This is a genomic window from Micromonospora sp. SCSIO 07396, assembly GCF_053667945.1.
Genome location: NZ_CM132210.1, coordinates 5215447 through 5242394 on the forward strand (window position 1 = coordinate 5215447; position 26948 = coordinate 5242394).

Sequence of the window (26948 nt, forward strand, 5' to 3'; positions counted from 1 at the left end):
CTCAGCTCCGACCGCCGTAGACGGTACGACCGGACTCGGTGACGTCCTTGCCGAGCCGGCGGGTCAGGTGCAGTCCCTCCAGCACGAACTCGACCCCTGCGGCGGCCTGCTCCGGGGTGGGCGCGTCGCCCAGCCCCAACCGGTCCAGCGCCTTGGCCAGCCCCGGCACGGTGCCGACCTGGCGCAGCAGTTCCGCCGAGGCGACCAGCTCACCGGTCTCGATCACCGCCCCCTCGGCGACCAGCGCGGTGAACCCGGAGAGGTCCAGTCCGGCCAGCCGGGCCCGGAACGTCTCGGCGGTCGCGGTGCGCAGCAGGTGGCCCAGGATCTCGGTCTCCCGCCCCTCCTCGCCACTCTCGAACTCCACCTTGCCGCGCAACGTCGAGGTCACCGACACCGCGTCACCGACCCGGGCGACCGGTGCCTCCGGCCGTACCGTGGCGTCGTCGGCGGCCGACGCGGGGCCGGCGAGCAGGCCGGAGCGGCGCAACGCGGCGGCGGCGACGGTCTCGGCGGCGGCGATGGCGAACCGGGCGGAGACCCCGGAGCGCGGGTCCACCGACGACGACTCGCGCACCGCGCGGGCGAACCGGGCCAGCACCTCCAACACGTGCTCCGGCACCTCGGCGACCAGGTCGGCCTCCTGCCGGATCAACGCCAGCTCCAGCTCCAGGTCGACCGGGTAGTGGGTGCGGACCTCCGCGCCGAACCGGTCCTTGAGCGGGGTGATGATCCGGCCCCGGTTGGTGTAGTCCTCCGGGTTGGCGCTGGCCACCAGGAACAGGTCGAGCGGCAGGCGGAGCTGGTAGCCCCGGACCTGGATGTCCCGCTCCTCCAGCACGTTGAGCAGCGCCACCTGGATGCGTTCGGCCAGGTCGGGCAGCTCGTTGACGGCGAAGATCCCCCGGTTGGTGCGGGGCACCAGCCCGAAGTGGATGGTCTCCGGGTCGCCGAGGGTACGCCCCTGGGCCAGCCGGATCGGATCCACGTCGCCGATCAGGTCACCGACGCTGGTGTCCGGGGTGGCCAACTTCTCGCCGTAGCGCATCGAGCGGTGCAGCCAGCCGACCGGCAGGTCGTCGCCGGCCTCGGCGACCAGCGCGCGGGAGGACGGGGTGAGCGGGTGCAGCGGGTGCTCGTTGAGCACCGACCCGGGCAGCACCGGGGTCCACTCGTCGAGCAGCGCCACCAGCGAACGGATCAGTCGGGTCTTGCCCTGGCCGCGTTCGCCCAGCAGCACCATGTCGTGGCCGGCGAGCAACGCCCGCTCGACCTCGGGCAGCACGCTGTCGTCGTAGCCGACGATGCCGGGGAAACGATCCTCGCCGGAACGCATCCGGGCCAGGAGGTTGTGGCGGAGTTCCTGCTTGACGGTCTGGTACCGGTGTCCGGCGGCGCGCAGCGCGCCGAGGGTGCCCGGCAGGTCGGCGGGCGGGACCGGGAGAGCCTGGTTGGGCGCAGTCACCCGACCCACGCTAGCGCGATCCGGGCCGCTGTGCCCCCGGCACCGGAATCGACCCCCACCGGTCCCCGACGCGACGCCTCACCGCCGGGCGCGGGCCCGGATCAGCGTCGGCAGCCCGGCCAGGGGCAGGGGTGTCGAGGGGCACGTGGCGCATGGCTCGGAGCCACCCCGGCGGCGGTCCCACCGGGCTGGTTCCCGCCCGGACCACCGACGGTGGTCGCCGCCGCAGGTCGGGGCGGGGTTAGGGTCGGGGGCGTGACCTACCTCGCCGCGGCCGACCGCTACGACCGGATGACCTACCGCCGCAGCGGGCGCAGCGGCCTGCGACTGCCCGCCCTCTCACTCGGGTTGTGGCACAACTTCGGGCCGGACCGCCCGTTCGAGCGGCAACGGGACATCGTCCGCCGCGCGTTCGACCTCGGCATCACCCACTTCGACCTGGCCAACAACTACGGCCCGCCGCCCGGCGCGGCGGAGGAGGCGTTCGGCCGGCTGCTCGCCACCGACCTCAGGCCGTACCGGGACGAACTGGTGGTGTCCAGCAAGGCCGGCTACCTGATGTGGCCCGGCCCATACGGCGAGTGGGGCTCGCGCAAGTCCCTGATCTCGTCGCTGGACCAGTCGCTGCGCCGGATGGGGCTGGACCACGTCGACATCTTCTACTCCCACCGCTTCGACCCGGACACCCCGCTGGAGGAGACGATGGGGGCGCTGGACGCCATCGTCCGGTCCGGCCGGGCGCTCTACGTCGGCGTCTCCAACTACGACGCGGAGCAGACCAGGCGGGCCGCCGCGATCCTGCGTGACCTGGGCACCCCGCTGCTGATCAACCAGCCGTCGTACTCGATGCTCAACCGCTGGACCGAGGACGACGGGCTGCTCGACACGCTGGCCGAGGTCGGCGCGGGCTGCATCGCGTACAGTCCGCTGGCCCAGGGCGTGCTCACCGACCGTTACCTCGACGGCATCCCGGCCGACTCCCGGGTCCGTACCAGCGTGTTCCTCGGCGAGAGCGACGTGACCGACGAGCGGCTCGCCACCGTCCGGGGCCTCGCCGGGGTCGCCGAGCGGCGGGGGCGGACGCTGGCCCAGCTCGCCCTGGCCTGGGCGCTGCGCGACCCCCGGATGACCAGCCTGGTCATCGGGGCGAGCAGCGTGGCCCAGTTGGAGGGCAACATCGCCGCCCTGGCCCACCTCGACCTGAACCCCGACGACCTGGCCGAGATCGACCGCCTCCTCGCCTGACGGCCGGGCCGGGTGTGGATCATGACCACCCGGCGCGGGTCACCAGACGCGGCGACGGCCGGCCCGATGGTTGCGGACGCCGCAGGGGCGGCCGGGCGGCACGGGTGCCGGGCGGCGCAGCCGGGTCGCCACCAGCGCCACCAGCAGCACGGTCACCACCGCTGCCACACCCACCGTCAGCCGGAGGTTGCCGCCGCCGACCCGGGTCACCGACGCTACCGGCACGCCGGTCTCCCCGGCGGACCCGTCACCGGCCGCGGTCGCCCCGGCGGAGGTGGCCTGGTCCGCTCCGACGCCTGCCGTCGGGCCGCCGGCCGGGTCGGTGGGAGCCGGGTCGCTGACAGCCTGCGTCGGATCGGTGGCGACCCGCGTCGGGTCGCCCGGGTCGGCCCCGCCCGCCGGGCTGAACAGCACGTCGGAGCAGGAGTAGTAGGTGTCCGGGGTGTCGGAGTTCTGCCACACCGTGTAGATCAGGTGCCGCCCGGTCAACCCGGCGGGCAGCCGCCCCGGAATCTGGTACGACCCGTCACGCAGCGGCGGGTCGGTCACCGACAGGAACGGGATCCTGTCGAGATCCGCCCAGCGCAGCGGGGTGCGCGGGTCGTAGCCGGGACGGGTGGTGTAGAGCCGGAAGGTGCCCTTGTGCGGGATGGTGCCCCGGTAACGGAACGTGTACCGCGCCCCGGCGGTCAACTCGGTCGCCGGCCAGTCCGCCCGCGCCAGGTCCAACCCCCGGTAGGCGGAGAGCCCGCCGCTGCACAACTCGCCGTCCGGGATGCGCTCCCGGTCGCGGCCGTTGACGCCGTACACCCGGATGTTGTCCCACTCGCGCAGCGCCGCGCCCGCCGACACCGCCGCCAGGCAGGCGGGCGTCGAGACGTGCGGCCCCTCCGGGCCGCAGGCCGCCGAACGGCTCAACGGGCTGGTCGGTGCGCCGTGCGCGGCGGCAGGAGCCGCATCGAGCAGCACGGTCACCGCCACGACCGCGAGGGCGGCGAACGTTGCGCGTACGGTCATCTGGTCGACCTCCCGCCCTTGGTACGGATGCGGGCGGGCAAAGGTTCGACGGTACGGCGTGCGGGCCGGCGGCGGGGGTCGGTTGCCTCTACAGTGACCGCACGTGCCGTATCAAGGAGCGTACGTGTCCGAACCGGAACCGACCTCACACTCCCCCGGGGGCAGCCCGCCGGCCGGAGTGCCGTACCTGTTGACCGTGCCCGCCCAGGAAGGGCTGCCGCCGGCGATCAGGTGGCCCGGTCGGGAGGGTGAGCCCGGCTGGGCCATCCCGGTCCAGGTCCCGGACGGCACCCTCGGGTACGCGCTCTTCCTGCCCCTGGTGCCGACCAGCGGCGACACCGCGCCCGGGGCCGCCGGAGGAGCCCCGGCCCTCCTTGCGGCCGGCCCGGCTGGCGACGGCCCGGCCGGCCCGGTCGCCACTGCGCCACCGGTGCCCCCGCCCGGCCCGGCAGCAGCCACCGACGGCTCACCGGCAACCACGGCACCGGCCCCGGCGACGCCCGCCCCGGCGGCCGACGAGGCAGCGGCAGATGGGTCGGGCCGGTCGGTGAGCGTGCCGGCACCGCGCACCGCGGCGGCCCCGGCGGACGACGCGCCGACCCAGCCCGCCCCGCTCCCGGCCGCCGCCCCGGTGACGCCCGGCCCGCAGGAAGGCCCGGGTCGACCCGTACCCTCCGGCCAGCAACCGCCACCCGGGACCGGCGTGCCCGGCCCCGGTCAGCAGGCCGTCCTCGGCCGCCCGGGGTCTGCCGCATTCGGCACGCCGCCGGGCGGCGGCCGACCGGCGCAGTGGGGTGGGGCGCCCGAATCCTGGGCCCCGGTCCCGCCCCCGCCGTCGTTCCTGAGCGCCCGGTGGCCCGGTCCCCGGCCCGCCACCGGCTGGGCGGTGCCGGCGGCGGTACTGGCCGGGGCGTTGGGCGTGGCGTTCTTCGTCCCGCTGAGCCGCACCGGCATCGGTTGGTTCCTCGGCTGGCTGGTCCTCACCGTCGGGGTGGTCGCGGCCGTCAGGCGCAACGCCGACGCGCTGACCCGCGCCGACATGATGATCCGGGGCGGCTGGGCGGTGGCCGCGCTGGCGCTGCTGGCCGTGCTGACCTTCCGTAACGCCTGGTGGTTGGTGACCTTCTGCGTCCTCGGGGCGCTGGGCTGCGCCACCCTGGCGATCGTGGGCGGCAGACAGGTCCGGTCCATCCTGTTCAGCCTGGTCGCGGCCCCGTTCGCGGCGCTGCGCGGGCTGCCCTGGGTACGCCGGCACGTGACCGCCACCGGCGGCGGCCAGCTGGTGCGCCGGGTCGTCGGCTCGGTCGCCGCCACCGCCGTGGTGCTGCTCGTGTTCGGGCTGCTGCTGTCCTCCGCCGACGCCGCGTTCGACCAGGTGCTCGGCGCGGTCGTGCCCGAGGTCAACGTCGGCACGGTGTTCCGCTGGCTCTTCCTGGCCGCCGTCGGCGGGTTGATCGCCGTCGCCGCCACGTACACCCTGGCCGCGCCACCGGACCTGTCGACCGTCGACCGGGAGGGTCGGCGTCGGCTGGGCATGCTGGAGTGGGCCCCGGCCATCGCCGCCCTGACGCTGCTCTTCGTCGGTTTCGTCGCGGTGCAGTTCACGGTGCTCTTCGGCGGTCAGCGGCACGTCCTGCGTACCGCCGGGCTGAGCTACGCCGAGTACGCGCGCAGCGGATTCTGGCAGCTCACCGTGGTGACCCTGTTGACCGTGGCCGTGCTGGGCGGGGTCAGCCGTTGGGCGCGACGCGAGACCCGGGCCGAACGGGTCCTGCTGCGGGCCCTGCTCGGGCTGATCAGCGTGCTCAGTGTGGTGATCGTGGTGTCGGCGCTGTCGCGGATGTACACCTACCAGAAGGTCTACAGCTTCACCGGGGAACGGATCTTCGTGATGGCGTTCGAGCTGCTGCTCGGCGCGGTCTTCCTGATGATCCTGGCGGCGGGCGTACGGTGGCGGGGCCGGTGGATCCCCGGCGTCACCGTCGGGCTGGCCGTGGTGATGCTGCTCAGCCTGGCCGTGCTCAATCCGGAGGACTACGCGGCCCGCCGCAACATCGCCAGGTACGAGCAATCCGGCAAGATCGACGCCTGGTACCTGCGGGCGCTCTCCGCCGACGCCACCCCCGCCCTGGCCAACCTGCCGGACCGGGTGCGCCGGTGCACGCTGAGCTGGATCGACGACGACCTCGCCGAGCCCGACCCGTGGTACGCCTGGAACCTGGGCCGTAGCCGGGCCCGCGCGGAGTTGAAGCGGCTGGGCCCGGGCGCGGTCGGCGGGCAGAAGGACTGCAAGGCCGCCGACCAGTTCGACCTGCCGAAGACCCGACGCGCCCCGCGCTGACCTCCCCGCACCGCCCTCGCCACCGACGAACGGTTCCACCCACGCTGCCCCGACATGACCGGGATAAACGGATTGCGGGAATAGCGGTGACCATCCGCAATTCCAGCACCCGTCCGATTACCCGCCGAGTTACCGACGAGGGCGCATTTCCCCTGGTAGGCCAGTATTCGATCAACCGAAAAATCGCTGTCGACGGAAACCTCGGAGAAACGAGGGCTGGTTAGCGTTCGCGACCGTTGAACGCTCAATCTCGCTCCGAGGAGAAACCTTTGAAGGTACGAACATCGAGGAGCACGCGCGTGCTCCTCTCGGTGATCGTCGCGGTGACCGCCCCGGTGGCCCTGGCGGGGCCGGCCACCGCGGCGTCACCCACTGCGGTCGCGCCGCCTGCGGCGTCCACGACCGACCTGCCCGACCCGACGGCCCGTGGCCCCTTCGGACACCAGGCCGTCCAGGAGGCCAAACTCGGCCTCGCCAGCATTCAGGAACCGAACTCCTCAGGCGCCGACCCGACGGCCGGAACGGCACAGGCCGCGGAGCGGATCGAGATCCGGGGCCAGCTGTACACACCGGACTTCACCCGACGTACCACGCCGTCGCCGGTGCTCGTGCTGGTGCACGGCAACCACGGCTCGTGCGACTCGGGCCAGGACACCGCCCAGCTCACCTGCGCCCAGTTCAAGCATAACGAGAACGGCTACGCCTACCTCGCGGAGAACCTCGCCACCTGGGGTTACACCACCTTCTCGGTGTCCCAGGACCAGCTGATGATGCGGCAGGACAGCAGCAAGGGCAAGGGCATGCACAGCCGGCGGATGCTCATCGCCGCCACCCTGGACGCGCTGAGCGCGGCGAACCGCCCCGGTGGGCTGCCCGTCGACGAGCACACCACCGTCGGCACCACGCTCGCCGGCCGCCTCGACCTGACCCGGATCGGCCTGATGGGCCACTCGCGTGGCGGTGACGCGGTGTCCAGCTTCATCGACTACAACCGCATCCGCACCGACGGCCCGCGTTACCCGCTGCGCGGGGTCATCTCGCTCGCCCCGGTGGACTACGAGCGCAAGGCCCCGTACGGGATGCCGTACCTGTCGATCCTGCCGATGTGCGACGGCGACGTCTCCAACCTCCAGGGCGCGCGGCTGTTCGAACGCAGCCAGTACGTCAACCCTGGCGACCCGTTCCCCCGCATCCAGGTGGAGCACCTCGGCGCGATCCACAACTGGTACAACACCGTCTGGTACGCCGACGGCGGCGCGGACGGCCAGGCCAACAACGACGCGGCCTGCGGCAACTCGGCCCCGTTCGCGACCAACAACATCCATCCGCACAACCTGCGGCTCAGCGGCGCGGCCAGCTACACCGACCCGGCGCTGAACTACGCCATCGACAACTCCGACCCGCTGAACCCCGCCGTGAACACCAAGTTCTCCGGCGACGCGGCGCGGATGGGCGACCAGGAGAAGCTGGGCCTGGCGACGATGGCGGCGTTCTTCCGTCGCTACGTCGGCGGCGAGGGCGCGTTCCAGCCCTATCTGACAGGTGAGCTGGCCAACACCCCGGGTGGCCTCCAGGTCCCCGCGTCGGCCTGCCCGACCAGCCCGTCCGGCACCGCGATCGGATGCGACGAACGGGTCAACACCAGCTACTTCGCCGCCCCGCAGGAACGGGTGGACGTGATCCGGCCCGAGGTCAACAACCCGCTCACCCGTAACGCCCTCGGCGGAACCCTGACCGGCAGCGGCTTCGCCGACCCGTACGCGCAGGCCGCCGGGGTCACCCCGAAACCGGCGAGCACCCCCGGCGGGTACGACTGGTGCAACCCGGAGCCGCAGGACTTCGCCCCGGCGCAGCTCGGTAAGACCGGGCTGCCGACCGCCGCCAAGCCCTGCCCACTGCCGGCGGCCGGCGCGCTCGGCGGGCAGAACGGCACCCGGGAGAACAGCCCCATCAACCACTCCTACGGTCGCCAGCTCACCCTCGCCTGGGAACCGGGCTCGACCGCGTCGCTGACCGCCGCGATCCCGGCCGCGTCCGCCGACGTACGGCACCTGAAGGCGCTGGCGCTCAGCGCCGCCGTGAACTTCTTCGACACCCGCAACCCGGGTGCCGACAACCGGGGCGACAACACCCGGGACACCACCGTCAACGGCACCCCGACCAACCCGGTCTGGCCCAACGAGAAGCCCACGTCGTACGACCCGGCCTCGACCACCCAGCGGTTCGTCATCGCGCTGCGCGACGCCGCCGGTCACGAGGGGACCGTCGACGCCGGTGACCCCCGCTGGGGCAACGCCCTGCACATGTCGACCGGCACGAACACCCCGAACACCCACATCGTCCTGGACCAGATCCGGGTCCCGCTCGCCGAGTTCGCGGCGCAGGGCGTCGACGTCGGTGCGCTGGCGAAGCTGGAACTCCGGTTCGGGGTGGGTGACATGCCGAAGTCCGGCTCGATCGAGCTGGCCGACGTACGTTTCCAGGAATCCGACGCGGGGGCACAACTGCTGTCCGACGGCGACCGGGCCGACGGCGCGGGCCACGGCCCGTCCGCCCTCGGCGGCCCCGACCCGGCGACCTACCTCGCGGGCTACGACAACACCCCGGGCAACGTCGCGCTCGTCGACCCGGTGGCCAACCCGCAGGGCAACACCACGTGGACGGTCGACGACGACCGGAAGCAGTGCCCGACGGCCGACTTCACCTCGATCCAGCGGGCCGTCGACTTCGCCTCGCCGTGGGACACCATCGTGGTGTGCGCGGGCGTCTACCAGGAGTCGTCGACGCCGGTGAACCATGCGTCCAACCCGGTGCAGACCGGTGCCCGCAACGGCCTGACCATCACCAAGCCCCTGAAGATCAAGGGGGCCGGCGCGGACAAGGTCACCATCAAGCCCGATCCGTCACTGGGGAACCTGGCCGGCGACCAGCCGTACCTGCGCGACGGCGGCGGCAACGTGATCACCGTGTCCCGGCAGTCGCTCGGCTCGACCGACACCAACGAGATGTTCCTCGACCTCTCCGGCGTGACGGTGACCTCCGGCGACGTCTGGGCCGAGGCGGGCATCGCGTTCTTCGGCGCGGCCGGCCGGGTCGCCGACAGCGTCGTCGGCCCGCTGCGGGTGGCGACCACCGACGAGGAACTCGCCGCCCACCCGCACGGCTGGGGCATCGTCAAGACCGGCATCATCCGGGGGGCCGGCACCGGCACCGTCGAGAGCGAGCTGACCGTCACCGGCAGCGTGGTCAGCGGCTACCAGTCCGGCGGCATCCTCTTCGACGGCGCGCGGGGCCGCGACGGCACCCCCGAGACCACCGTCCGCTCCGGCATCCGCCAACACGGGTACGTGACCGACACCGTGGTCACCGGCGAGCCGAACAGCCGGTTCCCGCAGACCGGCATCCAGTACGCCAGCGGAACGGACGGCTTCGTGAACACCAGCCGGATCACCGGGAACTACTACCCGCCCGCACCCCAACGGTCGTACGGCATCCTGCTCACCGACGCCGGCACCGAGACGGCCGGGGCGCTCACCGGCTACCGCAACGTGCTCACCGGCAACGGGTTCGCCGTCTACAACGCCAACGCCGACAACACCGCCGTACGCGAGGGCGCTCCGTTCGCGCTGACCGGCAGCTACCTCGGCAGCGGGCAACCGGTCCCGGGCGGACCGGCGGTCCCGGCCACCGGCATCGAGGCGATCTCCGGCGTGGACGGCACCGGCAGCGCCACGGTCAGCGTCACCAAGCGCCGGCCGACCCCACCACCGGCGGTGCCGACCGGGGTGGGCCGGGTCGCCGACGCCGCGCCCTCGGCCGAACTGGCCGACCCGGGACGCGGGGCGGTGTTCCAGGTCGGGTCGACCGTGCACCCGCTGATCCGGGGCACCGACGACTTCGCCATCGCCTCGGCGAGCCTGTTCGTCAACGGCACCCTGGTCGGCACGACCACCACCGCCCCCTACCTGTTCGACTGGACCCCGGCGGCGAAGGACGCCGGTAGGCAGGTCAAGTTCCAGGCGATGATGGTCGACTCGTCCGGGCAGTCGACGCTGTCCAAGCCGGTCATCGGCACGGTCGACCCGGCGACCCCGGCCCCGACCGTACGGATCGACAAGGTGGAGGCCGACCCCACCTCGGGTACGGCGACGCTCACCGCGACGGTCAACACCGCCGGCACCCTCACCCTCAGCGGGGAGAAGGTCAACGCGGTCAGCCGGGAGGTGGCGAAGGCGAACACGGTGACGGTGACCGTGACGGTGGCACCCGCGTACCGGCAGACGCTGGTCAAGACCGGTCGGCTGGACGTGACGTTCACCGTCGGGTTCACCAACACGGCCGGCCAGAGCCCGGGTGAGACGGTTCAGGTGACCCTGACCAGGACCTGACGGTCCGGCACCGGAGGGACCCCTCCCGGGTCCCTCCGGTGCCGCCGGAACGCGACGCCCAGCACCACCGCCACGTCATCGGTTCCCGCCCCTGGGCCGCATCGGCGCGACCCGGTTCACCCGGTCAGCTCGGCTCCCCTGACAGGGAGGTCCGCCGCTGCGAGGCCATGACCAGGGAGTAGACGTGCTCGCGGAGTTCACCGAAGAGCGGGGTCTGCTTGGTCGCGATCTGGTCGCGGGGTCGGTCGAGGGTGACCGGCAGGTCCGCCACGACCACTGAGGGGCCCTGGGACAGCACGACCACCCGGTCGGACAGGTACACGGCCTCGTCGATGTCGTGGGTCACGAACAGCACCGTCGTACCGGTCTCCGCCCAGACCTTGAGCAACAGGTCCTCCAGGCTGGCCCGGGTCTGGGCGTCCACCGACGCGAACGGCTCGTCCATGATCAGCATTTCCGGCCGTACGGCGAGCCCCCGGGCGATGGCGACCCGCTGCTGCATGCCGCCGGAGAGCTGCCACGGGTGCAACCCGGCGGCGTGGGCCAGGCCCACCATCTCCAGCGACTCCTGCACCCGCTGCCGGATCTCGGCACGGGGCAGGCCCCGGTCGCGCAACGGGAGGGCGACGTTCTTCTCGACCGTCAACCAGGGGAACAGCGAGCGGCTGTAGTCCTGGAAGACGACCGCCACGCCGTCGCGGGGGCCGGACATGCGTTCCCCCCGGAACATCACCGCACCGCCGGAGATGGGCAGCAGCCCGGCGATGCACATCATCAGGGTGGTCTTGCCGCAGCCGGAGGGCCCCACCACCGACACGAACTGGCCGGCGTGGACGGCGAACTCGATGCTGCGTACGGCGGGCACGTCGCCCTTGCGGGACCGGTAGGACTTGCTCAGCTGCTGCACGTCGAGCACGGCGGTGTCGAGGGCGGCACCGGGCTGGTGCGGTCGGGTCGTCACGGGGTTCATCCGGGGCTCCTACGTGGTGTCGGTCAGTGGCTTTCGGCGCTGTCGGGGCGCACGTTGCGGTGCCACCGCAGCAGCACCCGCTCGACCAGGGCGAAGATGGCGTTGAAGAGGATGCCGAGCAGCGCCAGCAGGACGATCGCCGACCACAGCTGCGGGAACTGGAACAGCCGCTGCTGGCTCACGATGTAGAACCCGAGGCCGGCGGTGGCGGCGTACAGCTCGGAGATCACCATCAGGACCAGCGCGATCCCGATGCTGATCCGCATGCCCGCGAAGATCGCGGGGCTGGCGCCGGGCAGCAGGACCCGCAGGAAGTAGCGCCGCCGGGTCAGTCGCAGGCTCCGGGCGGCGGTGACCACCGTACGGTCGATGCCCCGGACGCCGTCGTAGGTGTTGATCAGGATCGGCCAGAGGCAGCCCAGCGCGATGAGGAAGACGTTCATCCCACTGGTGATGCCGAACAGCACGATGGCGATGGGCAGCAGAGCGGTGACCGGCACCGACATGCCCAGCCGGATCAGCGGGTTGAAGAACGCGCCGGCCGGCCGCCACACCCCGATCAGGATGCCGAGGCCGACGCCGAGCACCGTCGCCGCGCCGTAGCCCAGGCCGAGCCGGACGAGGCTCGGCAGGACGTCGACCCGGAACTGGGAGCTGAGGAACAGCGACGACGGCGACGCGGACAGCCAGGTGTCGACGAACGCGCCGAAGATCTGCGACACCGGCGGCACGAACAGGGAGCCCACCCTCCGGGCGGCGACCTCCCACACCACCAGCAGCAGGGCGAGCAGCCACAGCGACCGCACCCCGCGTCCCACCGCCAGCGCCGACGTGACCACCGGCCGGCTCAGTCCCTGCCCGCTCATCGTCCACCCTCCCGCTGTGCCTGGCCCCACGGCACCACCAGGCGTTCGACCAGGTTGAAGCCGTAGTAGAGGCCCATTCCGAGCAGGCCGACGAGCAGGATGCCCGCGTAGACGAAGTCGGGTCGCTGCGCCTGCTGGTACGTGGTGATCACCGTTCCCACCCCGTTGGTGGCCCCGAGCAGTTCGGCGGAGAGCACCACGATGAGCGCCGTCGAGCTGGCCACCCGCAGCCCGGTGGCGATGGACGGGGCCGCCGACGGCAGCACCACCCGGGTCAGTAGCCGGATACGCGTCCAGCCCATGCTCCGCCCCGTGGCCAGCATCAGCGGTTCGGTGTCGCGGACGCCGTACATCGCGTTGAGCAGAATCGGCCAGAAGATCGCGTAGATCGCCAGGGACACCTTCATCTGGGTGCCGAGGCCGAACATCAGGATGGCGATCGGCAGGAACGCCGAGGAGGGGATCGACCGTCCGGCGTGCACCACCGAGGACGACGGCCGGTAGAGGGCGGAGAAGTAGCCCAGGGTCAGCCCCAGCGGAATGCCGACGGCGCTGGCGACGAGCATGGCCAACAGCCACGCCCACAGGGTCTGCGCCACCTCGGTCAGGAACGTCGCGTCGACGAGCAGTTCGCCAGCGCGTTGCAGGGTGTCCACCGGGTACGGCAGGGAGTCCACCGAGACCGCCCCGGCCCGGACCACCAGGTCCCACAGCACGAACATGGTCACCACGCCCGCCACGCCCAGCACCCAGTCGGGTGTGGGGCCCCACCGGCGGGCCGCGACAGGCCCGCCGGTGGGTCGGGCGTCCGCCTCGACCTGGTCAATCACGTGGACGTCCGACGCCATGTCACGTCCTCTCCCCTCATGGTGGCCCGCCTTCCGCGACGACAGGACAGGTCAGGACCGCGCGAAGTCGGTGACGAAGGGCCCCAGGTCGGGCTTCTTCTGGAGCATCTTCAGGTCGACCATCTGCTGGGCCATCCGGTCCAGCGCGGCGACGTCGACGTCCGCTTCGAGGGCGTTCTGCGGTTGGGCGGCGAGGGTCTCCGCCGGCACCTTCTGGCACTCGGAGAGCAACCGGAACGCCTCGGCGGTGTTGGCCGGGTCGCTGAGCTGCTGCGCGGTCTCGGTGATCGCCTCGTGGAAGCGCTTGGCGGCGTCGCCCTTGCCGACGAAGCTCTTGGCGGCGACGTAGGTCGCGATGTAGATCTTGTCGCTGCTGGCGAAGGGGTCGGCCAGGCTGCGGACGTTGTCGTTGTTGTTGCCCAGCAGCGAGTAGCCCAGCTGCGCGGCGTCGACCCGTCCGCTGAGCACGGCGGGTACCTGCTCGGCGAAGGGCAGTGCCACGAAGCTGACGCTGTCCGGCTCGACCCCGTTGGCCTTCAGCCAGCTCGCGGTCACGATCTGGTTGATGCCGTTGATCTCGTTGACCGCGATCTTCTTGCCGGCGAGGTCGGTGGCCGCCTTGATCGGGGAGTCCTTGCCGACGAAGACGCCCTGCGCGGGCTTCGCCGGCGGCAACGCGTTGACGTTCACCCCGGACACCATCTGGATCGGGAAACCGGTGTTGTAGGCGTTGATCGCGGTGTAGCCGTTGACGTAGCCGAAGTCGGCCGCGCCGGACAGGACTGCGGCGACCGCCGCCGAGCCACCTCCGGAGCGGACCAGCTCGACGTCGAGGCGGTGCTTGCCGTAGACGCCCTTCCCGATCGCCCAGGTGTTCCAGATTTCGCAGCCGAACGTCGTGACGGAAACCTTCGTGGTGCCGTCCGCGCTGTCTGCAGCGCCTTCGGCGCCCCCGCAGGCGCTCGTGAAGAGCAGTGCGGCAAGGGCGACCATCGCACCGGTACGTCGTGTGTTCATCGTGATGCTCCTATGTGCTTCGCGCGTGGCCCGACGTCTCCCGCCGCCGACGTCGGCGGCGGGGATGAGGGCTCGGTGGGTACGAAGGGACGGCTCCGCCGCGACGGATACGGCCGCCTGGCTGCTGCGGCGCGGGTCCGACGCGAACTGCATCGACTCGGTGATGGTGCGGAATGCCTGAACTGCCAGATTGGGAGGGATCAATCAGGGCCGCGAGAACCGCAGACGGCGTCACGGCATGGCCGGGCAACGCTGGTCACGGCCGGTTCGGGCGGTCGGGCTGCACCCCAGCAGCACCCTGACGCCTCGCCGACTTGCAGCGAAGGTACGGGGCACGAAAACCCCTGTCAAGATGCGAAACGATATCTCGCATTACGCCAAGCCGGTGTGTACCGGCGTCCTCGCAACCCGGCGAACGCGCAGGTCGGCGGGCAGGTAACGATCCATCCTCCGTGGTTGACCGGGCCGGCAGTGGCGGCTAGCTTCTCCACCAGATGCCGTCGGCCCCCGGGAGTGGACATGAGCGTGGAAGAGCCCGTCGCGGCCGTTCCCGCCATCACCCGCGCGCCGATCGGCCACTGGAAGGGACCGGAGTTCCCCGCCATCCGCCCCGGCACCGGCGCGGGCAAGGCACTCGTCCCGTTCTGATCGGCAGCTCCGCGCCCAGGCGCACCCTGCCCGGATCCGGAAACACCTACCGCACCGGCCGCTGCCGCCCACCGGGTGGCCGGGCCGCCCGTAGTCGGTGACCCCAGCACCCCGGAAACTGCGGCAGTTCCCCGCCCGTACCCCCGACGGCCCCACCGGCGTCGTCGCGGCCGGCCCCGGCGCAGGAGACCCGCCCACCCCCGCAACCCCAGCCGGGCAGGTGGGCCGGTCCCACACCCCAGTACGCGGGTGGCCGGCCCGGTACGGGCGCAGTCACGACGACCGGCCACCCCGCGTCACCGACCCGGTGCCCGGGTGGCCGACGACGTCAACCCACCGTCGACTCAGGCTGCCCGTGCCCCGGGTGGCGTCGTCAACCGGGGCCGGACACGGAAAAGCGGCCCGGTCGATACTCGACCAGGCCGCTGACCTGTTGCCTCAAGGGTGGAGCCGAGGGGACTCGAACCCCTGACCCCCACACTGCCAGTGTGGTGCGCTACCAGCTGCGCCACGGCCCCTTGCGGTCGTCCCGGTCGCCCGGGCACGGAGAGAACTATACACACGCGGCCGAGCATGGTCATCTCGCGGGGGTCCCCTGCCGATCAGTTCAACGCGACGTCCGGCGGGAAATGCGCGACCGCCGCCATCATGCCACCCTGCCGGCGCAGCACCATCGGCCAGAGGTCGTCCGGGCGGTCGACGAAGGCGTCACCGGGCAGCGCGTCGAGCACGAACCAGGAGCCGTCCTCGATCTCCTGCTCCAGTTGCCCGGACCCCCAGCCGGAGTAGCCGGCGAAGACCCGGATGCCGCCGATGCTGTCACGCATCCGCTCCGGATCGGAGGACAGGTCGATCGTGCCCACCGCGCCGGAGATCGGCTGGAAACCCTTCAACCGGCGCATCGGATGACGCATCCGGGCCAGACAGATCGCCGACTCCGGCTGCACCGGGCCGCCCTCGAAGAGCACCGCCGGGTGGCGGGCGAGATCGCTCCACTCGCCGAGGACGTCCGCGACGGCCACCTCGGTGGCCCGGTTGAGCACCACCCCGAGCGCACCGTTGGCCTCGTGGGCGACCAGCAGCACCACCGTACGATCGAAGTTCGGGTCCTTGAGGGCCGGTGTCGCGACCAGCAGCCGCCCGGTCATCGACTCCACGGCACGACCGCTGATCGCCGGTCCCTCCCCCTGCGTCTCGGACATCGTCAGCCGCGCACCGGGTCCGACAACCGGGCACCACCGACCAACTGTGCTGTCACCGCCATGCCTGGCACCATAGCCTGCACCCGGTGCGGTGGCTAAGGTCTGACCGACAGGTGATCGAGGGCGGTCGAGGGAGGATCGATGGGTCCGACGGCGGACATCGCGGTGATCGGCGGTTCGGGGCTGTACGCGCTCCTCGACGACGCCACGGAACACCAGGTCGAGACCCCGTACGGCACCCCCTCTGACGTGCTCACCATCGCCACCGTGGGCGGCCGTTCGGTGGCGTTTCTGCCCCGGCACGGGCGTGATCACCGCCACCCCCCGCACCTGATTCCGTACCGGGCGAACCTGTGGGCACTGCGCACGTTGGGAGTACGCCAGGTGCTCGCCCCCTGCGCCGTCGGCGGGCTGCGCCCCGAGTTGGGCCCCGGCACGTTCGTGGTGCCCGACCAGCTCATCGACCGCACCAGCGGCCGGGTGCAGACCTACTACGACCAGGGCGCGGTGCACGTGACGTTCGGTGACCCGTACTGCCCGGTGGGGCGGCGTACCCTGCTCGACGCGGCGGCCGGGCGCGACGTGCCGGCGGTCGACGGCGGCACGGTGGTGGTGGTCGAGGGGCCGCGCTTCTCCACCCGTGCGGAATCCCGCTGGTACGCCGCGATGGGCGGCACGGTGGTCAACATGACCGGCCACCCGGAGGCGGTGCTCGCCCGCGAGCTGGCCCTCTGCTACACCTCCATCGCGCTGGTCACCGACCTGGACGCCGGGGTGGAGGCGGGCGACTCGGTCACCCAGGAGGAGGTGTTCCGGGTCTTCGGCGAGAACACCGACCGGCTGCGGGGCGTACTGCTGGACGCGGTGGCCGCCCTGCCCACCGACCGCGACTGCCCCTGCGGGCACGCGCTGGACGGCATCCGGACCCCGTTCCCCCTCCCCTGACCGTCGCCGCACGGCCCGGACGTGCTCCCGGCAGCCCCCGGACAGGGCAATAGCCGGCAAAGCGCACGGAGCGCCGCCTGCCACCCGATAGATTCGGCAGGTCAGGGACCCGGTCCCGGCGGACACCGGCGGGTCGGGGACGCGGAGGTGGAGGGCGATGGCGACCGTCCGGGAGACCACCTACGACCTGCTCCGCGCCCTCGGCCTGACCACGGTCTTCGGCAACCCCGGCTCGACCGAGGAGCCGTTCCTCCAGGACTTCCCGGCCGACTTCCACTACGTGCACGCCCTGCACGAGGCGTCGGCGGTCGCCATGGCCGACGGCTACGCCCAGGCCACCGGCCGGCCGGCGCACGTCAACCTGCACACCGCCCCGGGCACCGGCAACGGCATGGGCAACCTGGTCACCGCCTGGCACAACCGGACACCGCTGATCGTCTCCGCCGGGCAGCAGAGCCGGGAGATGCTGCTGATGGAGCCCCGGCTGGCCAACCGGCACCCCACCGAGCTGCCCCAGCCGTACGTGAAGTGGAGCCACGAGCCGGTGCGGGCGCAGGACGTCCCGGCGGCGTTCATGCGGGCGTACGCCACGGCGGCGCAACCACCGAGCGGCCCGGTCTACCTCTCCCTGCCGTTGGACGACTGGCACCAGCCGGCGGACCCACCACCGCAGGTGCGGACGGTGGCCACCCGGTTCGCCCCCGACCCGCGTCGGCTGCGGGAGTTCGCCGCGTTGCTGGCCGCCAGCCGCAACCCGGTGCTGGTGCTCGGTGCTGCGGTGGACCGGGCCACCGCCTGGCCGGTGGCGGCGGCGGTGGCCGAGCGGCTCGCCGCGCCGGTCTGGTCAGCGCCGGCACCGGAGCGGGCCGCGTTCCCGGAGCACCACCCGCACTACCGGGGGGTGCTGCCGTACGCGATCGCCCCGCTGGCCGAGAAACTCACCGGGCACGACGTGGTGCTGGTGGTCGGCGCGCCGGTGTTCCGCTACTACCCGCACGTGCCCGGCGACCACCTGCCGCCCGGGGCTCGGCTGCTGCACGTCACCGACGACCCGGACGAGGCGGCACGGGCCCCGGTGGGCGACAGCCTGCTCGGTGACGCCGGGTTGACCCTGGCCGCGCTGCTGGACCTGCTGCCGGCGGCCGACCGGCCGACGCCGCCGCCCCGCCCGACGCCGGAACCGCCGGGCACCGACAACCCGCCCGACGCGGACGCGCTCTTCGCCGCGCTGGCCGCCTGCTGGCCCGCCGACGGGGTGCTGGTGCAGGAGTCACCGTCGAACCTCGCGGCGTTGCGGCGTCGACTCCCGGTGACCCGCCCGGCGTCGTACTTCACCATGGCCAGCGGAGGGCTCGGCTACGGGCTGCCCGCCGCCGTCGGTATCGCCCTCGCCGAGCGGGACACCGGGCGGGGTCGGCCGGTGGTCGCGGTGATCGGGGACGGTTCCTTCCACTACTCGGTGCAGGCGTTGTGGACCGCCGCGCAGCTGCGGCTGCCGGTGGTCGTGCTGGTCCCGGTGAACCAGCAGTACGCCATCCTCAAGGCGTTCGCCGAGCTGAAGTCCACCCCGGGCGTGCCCGGACTGGACCTGCCGGGCCTGGACCTCACCGCCATCGCCCGGGGCTACGGCTGCGCCACCCGCGTCGTCGACGCGCTGCCCGACCTGGCCGACGCGCTCACCGGGGCGCTACGTGCCGACGGCCCCACGGTGCTCCCCACACCGATCAGCACCGCCATCCCCACCCTCCTCTGACAGTGAGGCTGGCCGCACCCCGCTCACTTGTCCGCCCGGCTCGCTTGTCCGCGTTGATCAAGAGGTTTGCGTCATCCTGATCGACCGACGTGACGCAAACCTCTTGATCAACGCGAGCGTGCGACGTTCGGACGGGAAGCCCGGAGCGGGTCAGTGGGCGGTCAGGGTGAGCACCCGGCCGGTGGCGACGTCGAGCACCGGCCGTTTCCCGAGCGGGGCCGCCAACGTCACGGTGACCGGTTTGAACACCGCCAGGTCGATGCACTCGCCGGTGCCCCGGACCACCCCGCCGCCGACCACCACCACGTCGTCGCTCTCCCACACCAGGGCGGTGGGTCCGCTGTCGCAGGCGCCCAGGCCGACCGTGTACGTCAGCCGGGCGCCGTCGACCCGGCGGAGCTGGTCGGCACCGGCCACCCCGTCCGGCAGGGGCCGGTCCGGGGCCGCCGGACCGGGTGCGGCGGTTACCGCCCGGGGCGCCACCGCCAGGCGGGCCACCGGGCTGGTCAGCTCCGCCACAGTGAAGATCCAGGCCGGTACGGCGGCGACCCCCCGACTGGTACGTACCTCGGCGGTGCCCAGGGTGACCCCGGTGACCGTGAGCGGAATGCAGGCAGCCTGGGTCGCGACGGGATCGTCCGGCCGCGTGCCGGCTGTCGGTTCGGAGGGTCGTGGTCCCCGGGGTCGCCCCTCGCACGGCGGCGGGTCCCCCTGGTCGAGCTGCCGGTACGCCTCGGCGGCGCTGATCAGCGGGACGGTCAGGGCACCGTCGGGGAACCGGATCGCTCCGTCGGCGGGCACGTCGGTCGGCAGCACGATCTGGTCCCGGTACCAGCCGGCACGAAAGGCCGCCTCGGTGCCGGCGTCGAAGCCGGGCTGACCCATGAGCACCGTGGCGTCCTGCAACGGCAGGTATCCGCTCGACCACCCGGGACCGGGCCGCCAGGCCCCGGCGACCTCGACGGCCCGCCCGTCGAACACCTTCCGCTGCTTCCCCGGCTCACCATCCACCGCACCACCGGACACCACACCACCGGGCACCGCGCCACCGGGCACCGACCCGGCTGCCGCACACCCACCCACCGCCACCACGAGCCCCAACCCCCACGCCAGCCCTACGAGTCGCCGCATCCCCCTGAGACGCCCACCCACCCCTCCCGGTTCCCTCCCCTCCCAGCACCACACCCCGCCCACCCACCGCGCCCGCCTCGTTGATCGAGACCATCTCCCCGGGCCCGCCCCGGTGATCAAGAGGTCTGCGTCAAGTTGATCTCCGACTCTGACGCAAACCTCTTGATCACCACGCGCCACCCGTCAAGGCCGGGTGATCAAGAGGTTTGCGTCACCCGCCGCGCCGGGTCTGACGCAAACCTCTTGATCAACGAGGCAAGGCGGGGCAAGGCAAGGCGGGCGGAGCAAGGCGGGGCGGGGCAAGGCGGGGCGGGAGGGGAACAGTGATGCGCCCCGGTCCTTGGGGGACCGGGGCGCATCATCGAGGTGGTGGAGGTGCCGGGAATCGAACCCGGGTCCTTCGCCGGTTTGTCAGGGCTTCTCCGAGCGCAGCTCGCTATGCCTCTACTCGGCCCCACCGCTCACGCGAGCAAGTTGGTGTGACGGGCCCAGTCGCTGATTGATCTCGCCGCACGGACCCCGCGACCGGGTCCGATTGGCCAGCCTTCTAGCTGATGCCGGCTAACTGGGACGAAGGCGTTCCCAGGCCGACAGACTCACTACTCGCCTCAGGCGGCGAGAGCGAAGTCAGCGCGATTTTGCTTGGCGCTTATTGGTTTCCGACGACCGATTCTCGAGACGACGTCGGCTTCCTCGGCTCGCTTCCCCTGTCGCTGCGTACGAAGTCGAAACCAGTCACCCCCTCGACGGGCCGCCGGTTGTGGCGGCACTGACCAGACTAACGCCTGCCGCAACGGGTTTCATCCCGAGCCCCGGTCCGGCCCGTCGAGCCGGACAAAGGGGATGAATCAGTCGTCCATTCCCTTGCCACGCCGACCCGACACCCGGGCGATCTCCCGGTCGGCGTCCCGCTTGGCGAGGTCCTGCCGCTTGTCGTACGACTTCTTGCCCTTGGCCAGGGCGATCTCGACCTTGGCCCAGCCGTCGGAGAAGTAGACCTGCAACGGGACCATGGTCAGGCCCCCCTCGCGGGTCTTGCCGATCAACTTGTCGATCTCCATCCGCTTCAGCAGCAGCTTGCGGGTACGCCGGGGCTCGTGGTTGGTCCAGGTGCCCTGGGTGTACTCCGGGATGTGCATGCCGTGCAGGAACAGCTCACCGTCACGTTCCTGGGCGAACGCGTCGACCAGCGAGGCCCGCCCGGCGCGCAGCGACTTGACCTCGGTGCCGGTCAACGCCATGCCCGCCTCGTACGTGTCGAGGATGGCGTAGTCGTGGCGGGCCTTCCGGTTGGAGGCGACCACCTTGCGACCCTTTTCCCGTGGCATCCGGCGCCACCTCCCTTCCACTACGCGCACCGACCACCCGGCCGGTGAGCGGGGATCATGCTACCCGAACGACAAGGACCCTCCCGCGCCGTTTCTTCCCGGCCCGGGAGGGTCCTTGTCGGAGAGCCCTGCGGTGACCAGAGCCGCAGGCGCAAGCGTGACTAGACCCGCAGGTAGAAGCGGAGCGTGACCCAGGCGGTGGCAGCGCTGATCAGGCCACCGACGCCGGCCATCAGCGGGAACATCAGGAAGATGTCCGACCACTGGACCGGCGAGAGCAGCCCCTCCAACGCCTTCAACGAGCCACTGAACAGCAGTTGCTTCGCCCCGATCAGCGCGATCAGGCCCAGCAACGAGCCGATCAGGCCGGCGACCACCGCCTCCAGCACGAACGGCGCCTGGATGAACCAGTTCGACGCGCCGACCAGCTTCATGACCGCGACCTCACGCCGCTTGCTGTACGCGGCCACCTGGATGGTGTTCGCGACCAGCAGCAGCGCGGCGATCGCCATCACCACCGCGGCGGCCAGCGCGATGTTCTGGATCGCGGTGAGCACGTTGAAGATCTTGTCCAGCAGCCGGCTCTGGTCGACGATCACGTCGACCCCCTCGGTGCCCTGGTACTGGTCGTAGATGTTCTTGTACTGCTCCGGGTTGACCAGCTTCAGCCGGAACGACTCGGGCAGCAGGTCCGGCTTCACGGCGTTCACCAGGTCGGGCGCGTCCTGGTACATCTCCTTGAAGGTCTTGTACGCCTCATCCTTGTTGACGTAGAGGACCTCCTTGACCAGGGGATCGCTCTTCAGCTTGGCGTCGAGGTCGGTGCGCTGCTGCTCGGTGACGTCGGTCTTCAGGAAGATCGAGACTTCCACGTTCTTGTAGTAGAGGTCCTTCATGTCGCCGACCTGTTTGTACATCAGGCCACTGGCGCCGAGCATGGTCAGCGAGACCGCCATCGTGATGATCATCGCGACGGTCATGGTGACGTTGCGCCACAGTCCGACCAGTACCTCGGACAGGACATACTTCATCCGCATCGGGTGTTCCTCCGGCTCTCCGGCGTGAGGTGTTCGTCGTCAGGTCGTACGGCAGGGGTGGAGCGCCGGCTCACCCGTAGACGCCGCGGGCCTGGTCGCGCACGATGCGGCCGCTTTCGATCTCGACGACGCGACGGCGCATCTGGTTCACGATGTTGGAGTCGTGTGTGACCATCACGACGGTCGTGCCGGTGCGGTTGATCCGGTCCAGCAAACGCATGATCTCGATCGAGGTGTCCGGGTCCAGGTTTCCGGTCGGCTCGTCCGCCAGCAGGATCAGCGGGCGGTTCACGAACGCCCGCGCCACCGCGACCCGCTGCTGCTCGCCACCGGACAGCTCGTGCGGGTACCGGTGCTCCTTGCCACCGAGGCCGACCAGCTCCAACACCTCGGGCACGACCCGGCGGGCCACCGCCTTGGTCTTGCCGATCACCTCCAGGGCGAACGCCACGTTCTCGTAGGCGGTGCGGTTCGGCAGCAGCCGGAAGTCCTGGAAGACGCAGCCGATGGAGCGCCGGAAGTGGGGTCGCTTCCAGGAGCGCATCGACGTGACGTCCTTGCCGTTGACGATGACCCGGCCCTTGTTGGGGGCGACCTCGTGCAGCAGCATCTTGATGATCGTGGACTTGCCGGAGCCGGATGGCCCGATGAAGAAGACGAACTCGCCCTTCTCGATCGAGACGGACACGTTGTCGAGCGAAGGCCGGGACGCCTTCGGGTACGTCTTCGTCACTTGCTCAAGCTGAATCACGGGTCGTGAGTCTACGCGGTGTAACCGCAGAGCCAAGTGGCACGCCCCGCCGATGCGGGGCGCGTCATCGATTCACCCGGTCAACCCGGGATCGACGACGCGCCCCGTTCACGCTCGATCACGCAGCGTCGTTGGCGAGCTGCTGCTGCTTGCGCCAGCGGATGCCGGCTTCGATGAAGCTGTCCAGCTCGCCGTCGAAGACCGAGGACGGATTGCCGGTCTCCTGCTCGGTTCGCAGATCCTTCACCATCTGATAAGGATGCAGGACGTACGAGCGCATCTGGTCGCCCCAGGAGCTGGTGCTGCCGGTCTTCAGGCCGGCCAGCTTCGCCTCTTCCTCATGCCGCTTGCGCTCCAGCAGCCGGGACTGGAGCACCCGCATCGCGGAGGCCTTGTTCTGCAGCTGGGACTTCTCGTTCTGGCAGGTCACCACGATGCCGGTGGGGATGTGGGTGAGCCGCACCGCCGAGTCGGTGGTGTTGACGCTCTGCCCACCCGGCCCGGAGGACCGGTAGACGTCCACCCGGACCTCGTTCTCCGGGATGTCGATGTGGTCGGTCTGCTCGGTGACCGGCAGCACCTCCACCCCGGCGAAGCTGGTCTGCCGGCGACCCTGGTTGTCGAACGGGCTGATCCGGACCAGCCGGTGGGTGCCCGACTCGACGCTGAGCGTGCCGTAGGCGTACGGCACCTTGACGGTGAAGGTGGCCGACTTGAGGCCGGCCTCCTCGGCGTACGAGGTCTCGTAGACCTCCGTCGGGTAGCCGTGCCGTTCCGCCCAGCGCAGGTACATCCGCAGCAGCATCTCGGCGAAGTCGGCCGCGTCGACCCCACCGGCACCCGCCCGGATGGCGACCAGCGCCTCCCGGGAGTCGTACTCGCCGGAGAGCAGGGTGCGGACCTCCATCTCCTGGATGGCCTTGGTCAGCGTGGCGATCTCGGACTCGACCTCCCCCAGCGCCCCGGAGTCGGCCTCGTCCTCGGCCAACTCCAGCAGCACCCGGGCGTCGTCGAGCCCGGACCGCAGGCTGCCCAGCTTGCTGATCTCGCCGTTGACGTACGACAACTGCGAGGTCACCTGCTGTGCCTTGGCCTGGTCGTCCCAGAGGTCCGGCGCGGACGCCTGCTCCTCCAGCCGGGCCTTCTCCTCCCGCAGACGGTCGAGGTCGAGCACCGCCTCGATGTTGCGCAGGGTCGCGTCGAGTTCCTTGAGCTGTTCGGCGTAATCGGCAGCGGTCACGACAGACAAGGGTACTGTGCGTGCGGCGGTCCGCTCACGTCACACCACCTACCAGGGCCGATGATCAGCCGACCGGGGCGGTCTTGAGCCAGGACAGCGCGGCCTTGTGGTAGGCGACGGCGAACTCCAGCGCGCTGGCGTCGTACTCGTCGCCCTCCTTCTTGGCGGTCTTGACCTGTTCGCGGACGTACGCGAGGGCCTCGGTGTGGTATTCGTTGGCCGAGGCGTAGAGGTTCTTGAGCTGGCTGGCCGAGTGCAGGTTGCCGAACGCGATCCGCAGGGCGATCGGGTTGCGGATGGTGTCCCGACCGGGATTCTCCGCCAGCCAGCGGGAGAAGGTCCGCTTGCCGGCCGCAGTTATCGCGTAGGGTTGACTCATCCGCGGCCCGGGCTTGCCCAGCCGCACGAAACCACGCTCAGCCAGCACCGGCAACTCACGGTAGACCTGGCTGCGTGTCATCGACCAGTACGGCGCCAGTCGGCGCTCAGCGGCGGCCATCAGTTGGCCACCTGTCATCGGCCCCTCGTGCAACAGACCCAGCAGGGCCGCCGCGGTGGGGTTGACTCCGGAATCCGCCATGCCGTCTAAGCTGCCACTTTGCCGTCCCGGCGTCCAGGATTTCCGGATTTGCCACCCGGGAGGATTTCCAATGTGCACTGTCGGCCGACGACAGTGCTCCCAGGACCACCCCCGACCGCCGCCCCCGCCGACCGCGCAGGGCGTGCCGGCCCGCCGCCGGGGTCGGGCGGGCCCGGCCGGCGGGGACGTCGTCGCACGCCACCGCCGGCCGTCGCCGGTTCAGCCCATGTGCGGGTACGTGTGGTCGGTCGGCGGCACGAACGTCTCCTTGATGGTCCGGGGGGACATCCAGCGGACCAGGTTGTGCCACGAACCGGCCTTGTCGTTGGTGCCGCTGGCCCGAGCGCCCCCGAACGGCTGCTGCCCGACCACCGCCCCGGTCGGCTTGTCGTTGATGTAGAAGTTGCCTGCCGCGTACCGCATCTTCTCGGCCACCGCGTCGATCACCTGGCGGTCGGTGGCGAAGACCGACCCGGTCAGCGCGTACGGCGCGATCGACTCGGCCTGGGCGACCACATCGTCGAAGCGGGCGTCGTCGAAGACGTGCACGCCCAGGATCGGCCCGAAGTACTCCGTGGTGAACGTCTCGTGGGCGAGGTCGGAGCACTCGAACAGGGTCGGCCTGACGAACCACCCGACCGTGTCGTCGGCGGTGCCCCCGGCCAGCACCCGGCAGCTGTCGTCCCCGGCGATCAGCTCCAGCGCGGCGGTGTGCCTGTCGAACGCGCGGGCGTCGATCACCGCGCCACCGAAGTTGGCGAAATCGGTCACGTCGCCGTAGGTCAACGCGTCGGCGGTGGCGGCCAGCCGGTCGCGCAGCCCGCCTGACCACAGCGACCGGGGCACGTACGCCCGCGACGCGGCCGAGCACTTCTGACCCTGGTATTCGTAGGCGCCCCGGATCAACGCGGTGTGCAGGGCGTCGACGTCGGCGCTGGGGTGCGCGACGACGAAGTCCTTGCCGCCGGTCTCGCCGACCAGCCGGGGGTAGCCCCGGTAGGAGGCGATGTTCTCGCCGACCGTGCGCCACAGCTGCTGGAAGACCTTGGTGGAGCCGGTGAAGTGGATGCCGGCCAGGTCGGGGTCGGCGAGCACCACGTCGGAGACCTCCTCGCCCCGCCCGGTGACCATGTTGATCACGCCGGGGGGCAGGCCGGCCGCCTCGAACAGCCGCATGGTGAAGTGCGCCGCGAACTGCTGGGTGGGGCCCGGCTTCCAGACCACGGTGTTGCCGAGCAGGGCCGGCGCGGACGGCAGGTTGCCGGCGATCGCGGTGAAGTTGAACGGGGTCACCGCGTAGACGAAGCCCTCCAGCGGGCGGTGGTCGAACCGGTTCCACACCCCCGGCGACGAGTTCGGCTGGGCCGCCAGCAACTCCCTGGCGAAGTGCACGTTGAACCGCAGGAAGTCGATGAACTCGCAGGCCGCGTCGATCTCGGCCTGGACGGCGGTCTTGGACTGGCCCAGCATGGTGGCCGCGTTGAGGGTGTCGCGCCACGGGCCGGCCAGCAGCTCGGCGGCGCGCAGGAAGACCGCGGCCCGCTCCTCGAACGGCAACGCCCGCCACATCGGCGCGGCGTCCTTGGCGGCCCGTACGGCGGCGCGGGCGTCGTCGTGGGTGGCGTGACCGGTGACCCCGAGCACGTGCGCGTGTCGGTGCGGCTGGACCACGTCGATCGGGTCACCACCGGCCATCCGCTGCTCACCGGCGATGGTCATCGGCAGGTCGATCCGGTCGGCGGCCAGCTCGGTCAGCCGCCGCTCCAGCCGCTCCCGGTCGGCGCTGCCCGGCTCGTAGGTGCGTACCGGCTCGTTGCGCGGCTCGGGTACGGAGAACACGGCGTCCATCACAGGCTCCTGGGCGATCTCGACAGCGGCGGCGAAATCGGACCCGCAGGCACCGACCGGACGGCCGGACGCCGGACACCGCGCGGGTAGCTGTTCGCGGCGGCGGGACCTCCGGCGATTCTCCCACGCCCGGCTCGCGGGCCTCACGCCCCGCCCGCTCCGCACCGTGGATCACGAGGCAGACACCCCCCGTGCGGCGACGATTCCCCACCGAAAGCGCGATCCGGACGAAGAAAAGTAGGGAGACCGATCCGGTCGGCCGCCCCGGCACGCCCGGGCGTCGGTGCAGGCGGTGCCGCGCCCCGGGCCGGCCAGGGCCCTCCACGCC

General features: G+C 71.4%; 20 protein-coding genes, 1 tRNA gene and 1 other RNA gene. 6 read left to right on the plus strand and 16 right to left on the minus strand.

Translation table 11 applies throughout. The features are described 5' to 3' along the window. Position 1: 1 nt before the first annotated feature. On the minus strand, positions 2-1474 hold the full coding sequence (locus ACWCHM_RS22405) for a magnesium chelatase (protein ID WP_454219692.1): 1473 nt from the start codon (positions 1472-1474) through the stop codon (positions 2-4). A 246-nt stretch (positions 1475-1720) separates the two neighbouring features. Here ACWCHM_RS22405 and mgrA point away from each other — a divergent pair, with 246 nt between their 5' ends. Further along, entirely contained in the window at positions 1721-2710 is a 990-nt protein-coding gene (mgrA, locus tag ACWCHM_RS22410) for an L-glyceraldehyde 3-phosphate reductase (RefSeq protein WP_454219694.1), read from the plus strand. Between the two features lie 39 nt (positions 2711-2749). On the opposite strand, the gene ACWCHM_RS22415 is transcribed toward mgrA, so the two are convergent. After that, positions 2750-3727, minus strand: coding sequence for a lytic polysaccharide monooxygenase auxiliary activity family 9 protein (locus ACWCHM_RS22415; RefSeq protein ID WP_281900298.1), 978 nt, complete (start codon positions 3725-3727; stop codon positions 2750-2752). A 124-nt stretch (positions 3728-3851) separates the two neighbouring features. Between ACWCHM_RS22415 and ACWCHM_RS22420 the strand changes: the two genes are divergently transcribed. Beyond that, the gene (locus ACWCHM_RS22420; protein WP_454219695.1) at positions 3852-6068 is read left to right on the plus strand and encodes a DUF4153 domain-containing protein; all 2217 of its coding nucleotides are present in this window, start codon (positions 3852-3854) and stop codon (positions 6066-6068) included. Positions 6069-6367: 299 nt separating this feature from the next. Beyond that, complete coding sequence (locus tag ACWCHM_RS22425; RefSeq protein WP_454219696.1) at positions 6368-10456, plus strand: Ig-like domain-containing protein; 4089 nt, start codon at positions 6368-6370, stop codon at positions 10454-10456. Positions 10457-10580: 124 nt separating this feature from the next. On the opposite strand, the gene ACWCHM_RS22430 is transcribed toward ACWCHM_RS22425, so the two are convergent. Genes ACWCHM_RS22430 through ACWCHM_RS22445 form a run of 4 tightly spaced genes read right to left on the minus strand, consistent with a single transcriptional unit; the run spans position 10581 to position 14157 of the window. Beyond that, positions 10581-11426 (minus strand): ABC transporter ATP-binding protein, encoded by an 846-nt coding sequence (locus ACWCHM_RS22430; protein ID WP_454219698.1) that lies wholly within the window; start codon positions 11424-11426, stop codon positions 10581-10583. Between the two features lie 23 nt (positions 11427-11449). Further along, positions 11450-12292 (minus strand): ABC transporter permease, encoded by an 843-nt coding sequence (locus tag ACWCHM_RS22435; RefSeq protein WP_454219699.1) that lies wholly within the window; start codon positions 12290-12292, stop codon positions 11450-11452. Beyond that, complete coding sequence (locus ACWCHM_RS22440; protein ID WP_204956576.1) at positions 12289-13140, minus strand: ABC transporter permease; 852 nt, start codon at positions 13138-13140, stop codon at positions 12289-12291. The genes ACWCHM_RS22435 and ACWCHM_RS22440 overlap by 4 nt, the downstream gene beginning before the upstream one ends. A gap of 51 nt (positions 13141-13191) precedes the next feature. Then, positions 13192-14157, minus strand: coding sequence for an ABC transporter substrate-binding protein (locus tag ACWCHM_RS22445; RefSeq protein WP_454219700.1), 966 nt, complete (start codon positions 14155-14157; stop codon positions 13192-13194). A gap of 519 nt (positions 14158-14676) precedes the next feature. On the opposite strand from ACWCHM_RS22445, the gene ACWCHM_RS22450 reads away from it, so the two are divergent. Next, positions 14677-14805: a hypothetical protein gene (locus ACWCHM_RS22450; protein ID WP_255553766.1), complete on the plus strand. Its 129-nt coding sequence runs from the start codon at positions 14677-14679 to the stop codon at positions 14803-14805. Positions 14806-15250: 445 nt separating this feature from the next. On the opposite strand, the gene ACWCHM_RS22455 is transcribed toward ACWCHM_RS22450, so the two are convergent. Together ACWCHM_RS22455 and ACWCHM_RS22460 are read right to left on the minus strand one after the other, a co-directional pair. Beyond that, positions 15251-15323: transfer RNA gene (locus ACWCHM_RS22455), tRNA-Ala, on the minus strand. Positions 15324-15407: 84 nt separating this feature from the next. Beyond that, positions 15408-16007 (minus strand): YqgE/AlgH family protein, encoded by a 600-nt coding sequence (locus ACWCHM_RS22460; protein ID WP_204956574.1) that lies wholly within the window; start codon positions 16005-16007, stop codon positions 15408-15410. A 141-nt stretch (positions 16008-16148) separates the two neighbouring features. On the opposite strand from ACWCHM_RS22460, the gene ACWCHM_RS22465 reads away from it, so the two are divergent. Continuing rightward, positions 16149-16952 (plus strand): S-methyl-5'-thioadenosine phosphorylase, encoded by an 804-nt coding sequence (locus ACWCHM_RS22465; protein WP_421489288.1) that lies wholly within the window; start codon positions 16149-16151, stop codon positions 16950-16952. A gap of 157 nt (positions 16953-17109) precedes the next feature. Then, entirely contained in the window at positions 17110-18705 is a 1596-nt protein-coding gene (gene mdlC, locus ACWCHM_RS22470; protein ID WP_454219702.1) for a benzoylformate decarboxylase, read from the plus strand. Between the two features lie 150 nt (positions 18706-18855). On the opposite strand, the gene ACWCHM_RS22475 is transcribed toward mdlC, so the two are convergent. The 8 genes from ACWCHM_RS22475 to pruA form a co-directional block, all read right to left on the minus strand. Next, positions 18856-19836: a hypothetical protein gene (locus tag ACWCHM_RS22475; RefSeq protein ID WP_454219703.1), complete on the minus strand. Its 981-nt coding sequence runs from the start codon at positions 19834-19836 to the stop codon at positions 18856-18858. Positions 19837-20203: 367 nt separating this feature from the next. Then, positions 20204-20579, minus strand: a transfer-messenger RNA (tmRNA) gene (ssrA, locus tag ACWCHM_RS22480). Between the two features lie 105 nt (positions 20580-20684). Continuing rightward, entirely contained in the window at positions 20685-21164 is a 480-nt protein-coding gene (gene smpB / locus ACWCHM_RS22485) for an SsrA-binding protein SmpB (protein ID WP_204927317.1), read from the minus strand. A 161-nt stretch (positions 21165-21325) separates the two neighbouring features. Then, a complete protein-coding gene (gene ftsX, locus ACWCHM_RS22490; RefSeq protein WP_204956570.1) occupies positions 21326-22201 on the minus strand; it encodes a permease-like cell division protein FtsX in 876 nt (291 codons plus the stop codon). A gap of 70 nt (positions 22202-22271) precedes the next feature. Continuing rightward, positions 22272-22952 carry a cell division ATP-binding protein FtsE gene (gene ftsE, locus ACWCHM_RS22495; protein WP_088642977.1) on the minus strand — a complete coding sequence of 227 codons (681 nt, stop codon included), beginning with the start codon at positions 22950-22952 and terminating at the stop codon, positions 22272-22274. 118 nt (positions 22953-23070) lie between these two features. Further along, complete coding sequence (prfB, locus tag ACWCHM_RS22500) at positions 23071-24192, minus strand: peptide chain release factor 2 (protein WP_454219705.1); 1122 nt, start codon at positions 24190-24192, stop codon at positions 23071-23073. 64 nt (positions 24193-24256) lie between these two features. Beyond that, positions 24257-24772, minus strand: a complete 516-nt coding sequence (locus ACWCHM_RS22505) for a PadR family transcriptional regulator (RefSeq protein WP_067306179.1) — start codon at positions 24770-24772, stop codon at positions 24257-24259. Positions 24773-24991: 219 nt separating this feature from the next. Continuing rightward, positions 24992-26620 carry an L-glutamate gamma-semialdehyde dehydrogenase gene (pruA, locus tag ACWCHM_RS22510; RefSeq protein ID WP_281900327.1) on the minus strand — a complete coding sequence of 543 codons (1629 nt, stop codon included), beginning with the start codon at positions 26618-26620 and terminating at the stop codon, positions 24992-24994. Positions 26621-26948: the final 328 nt, after the last annotated feature.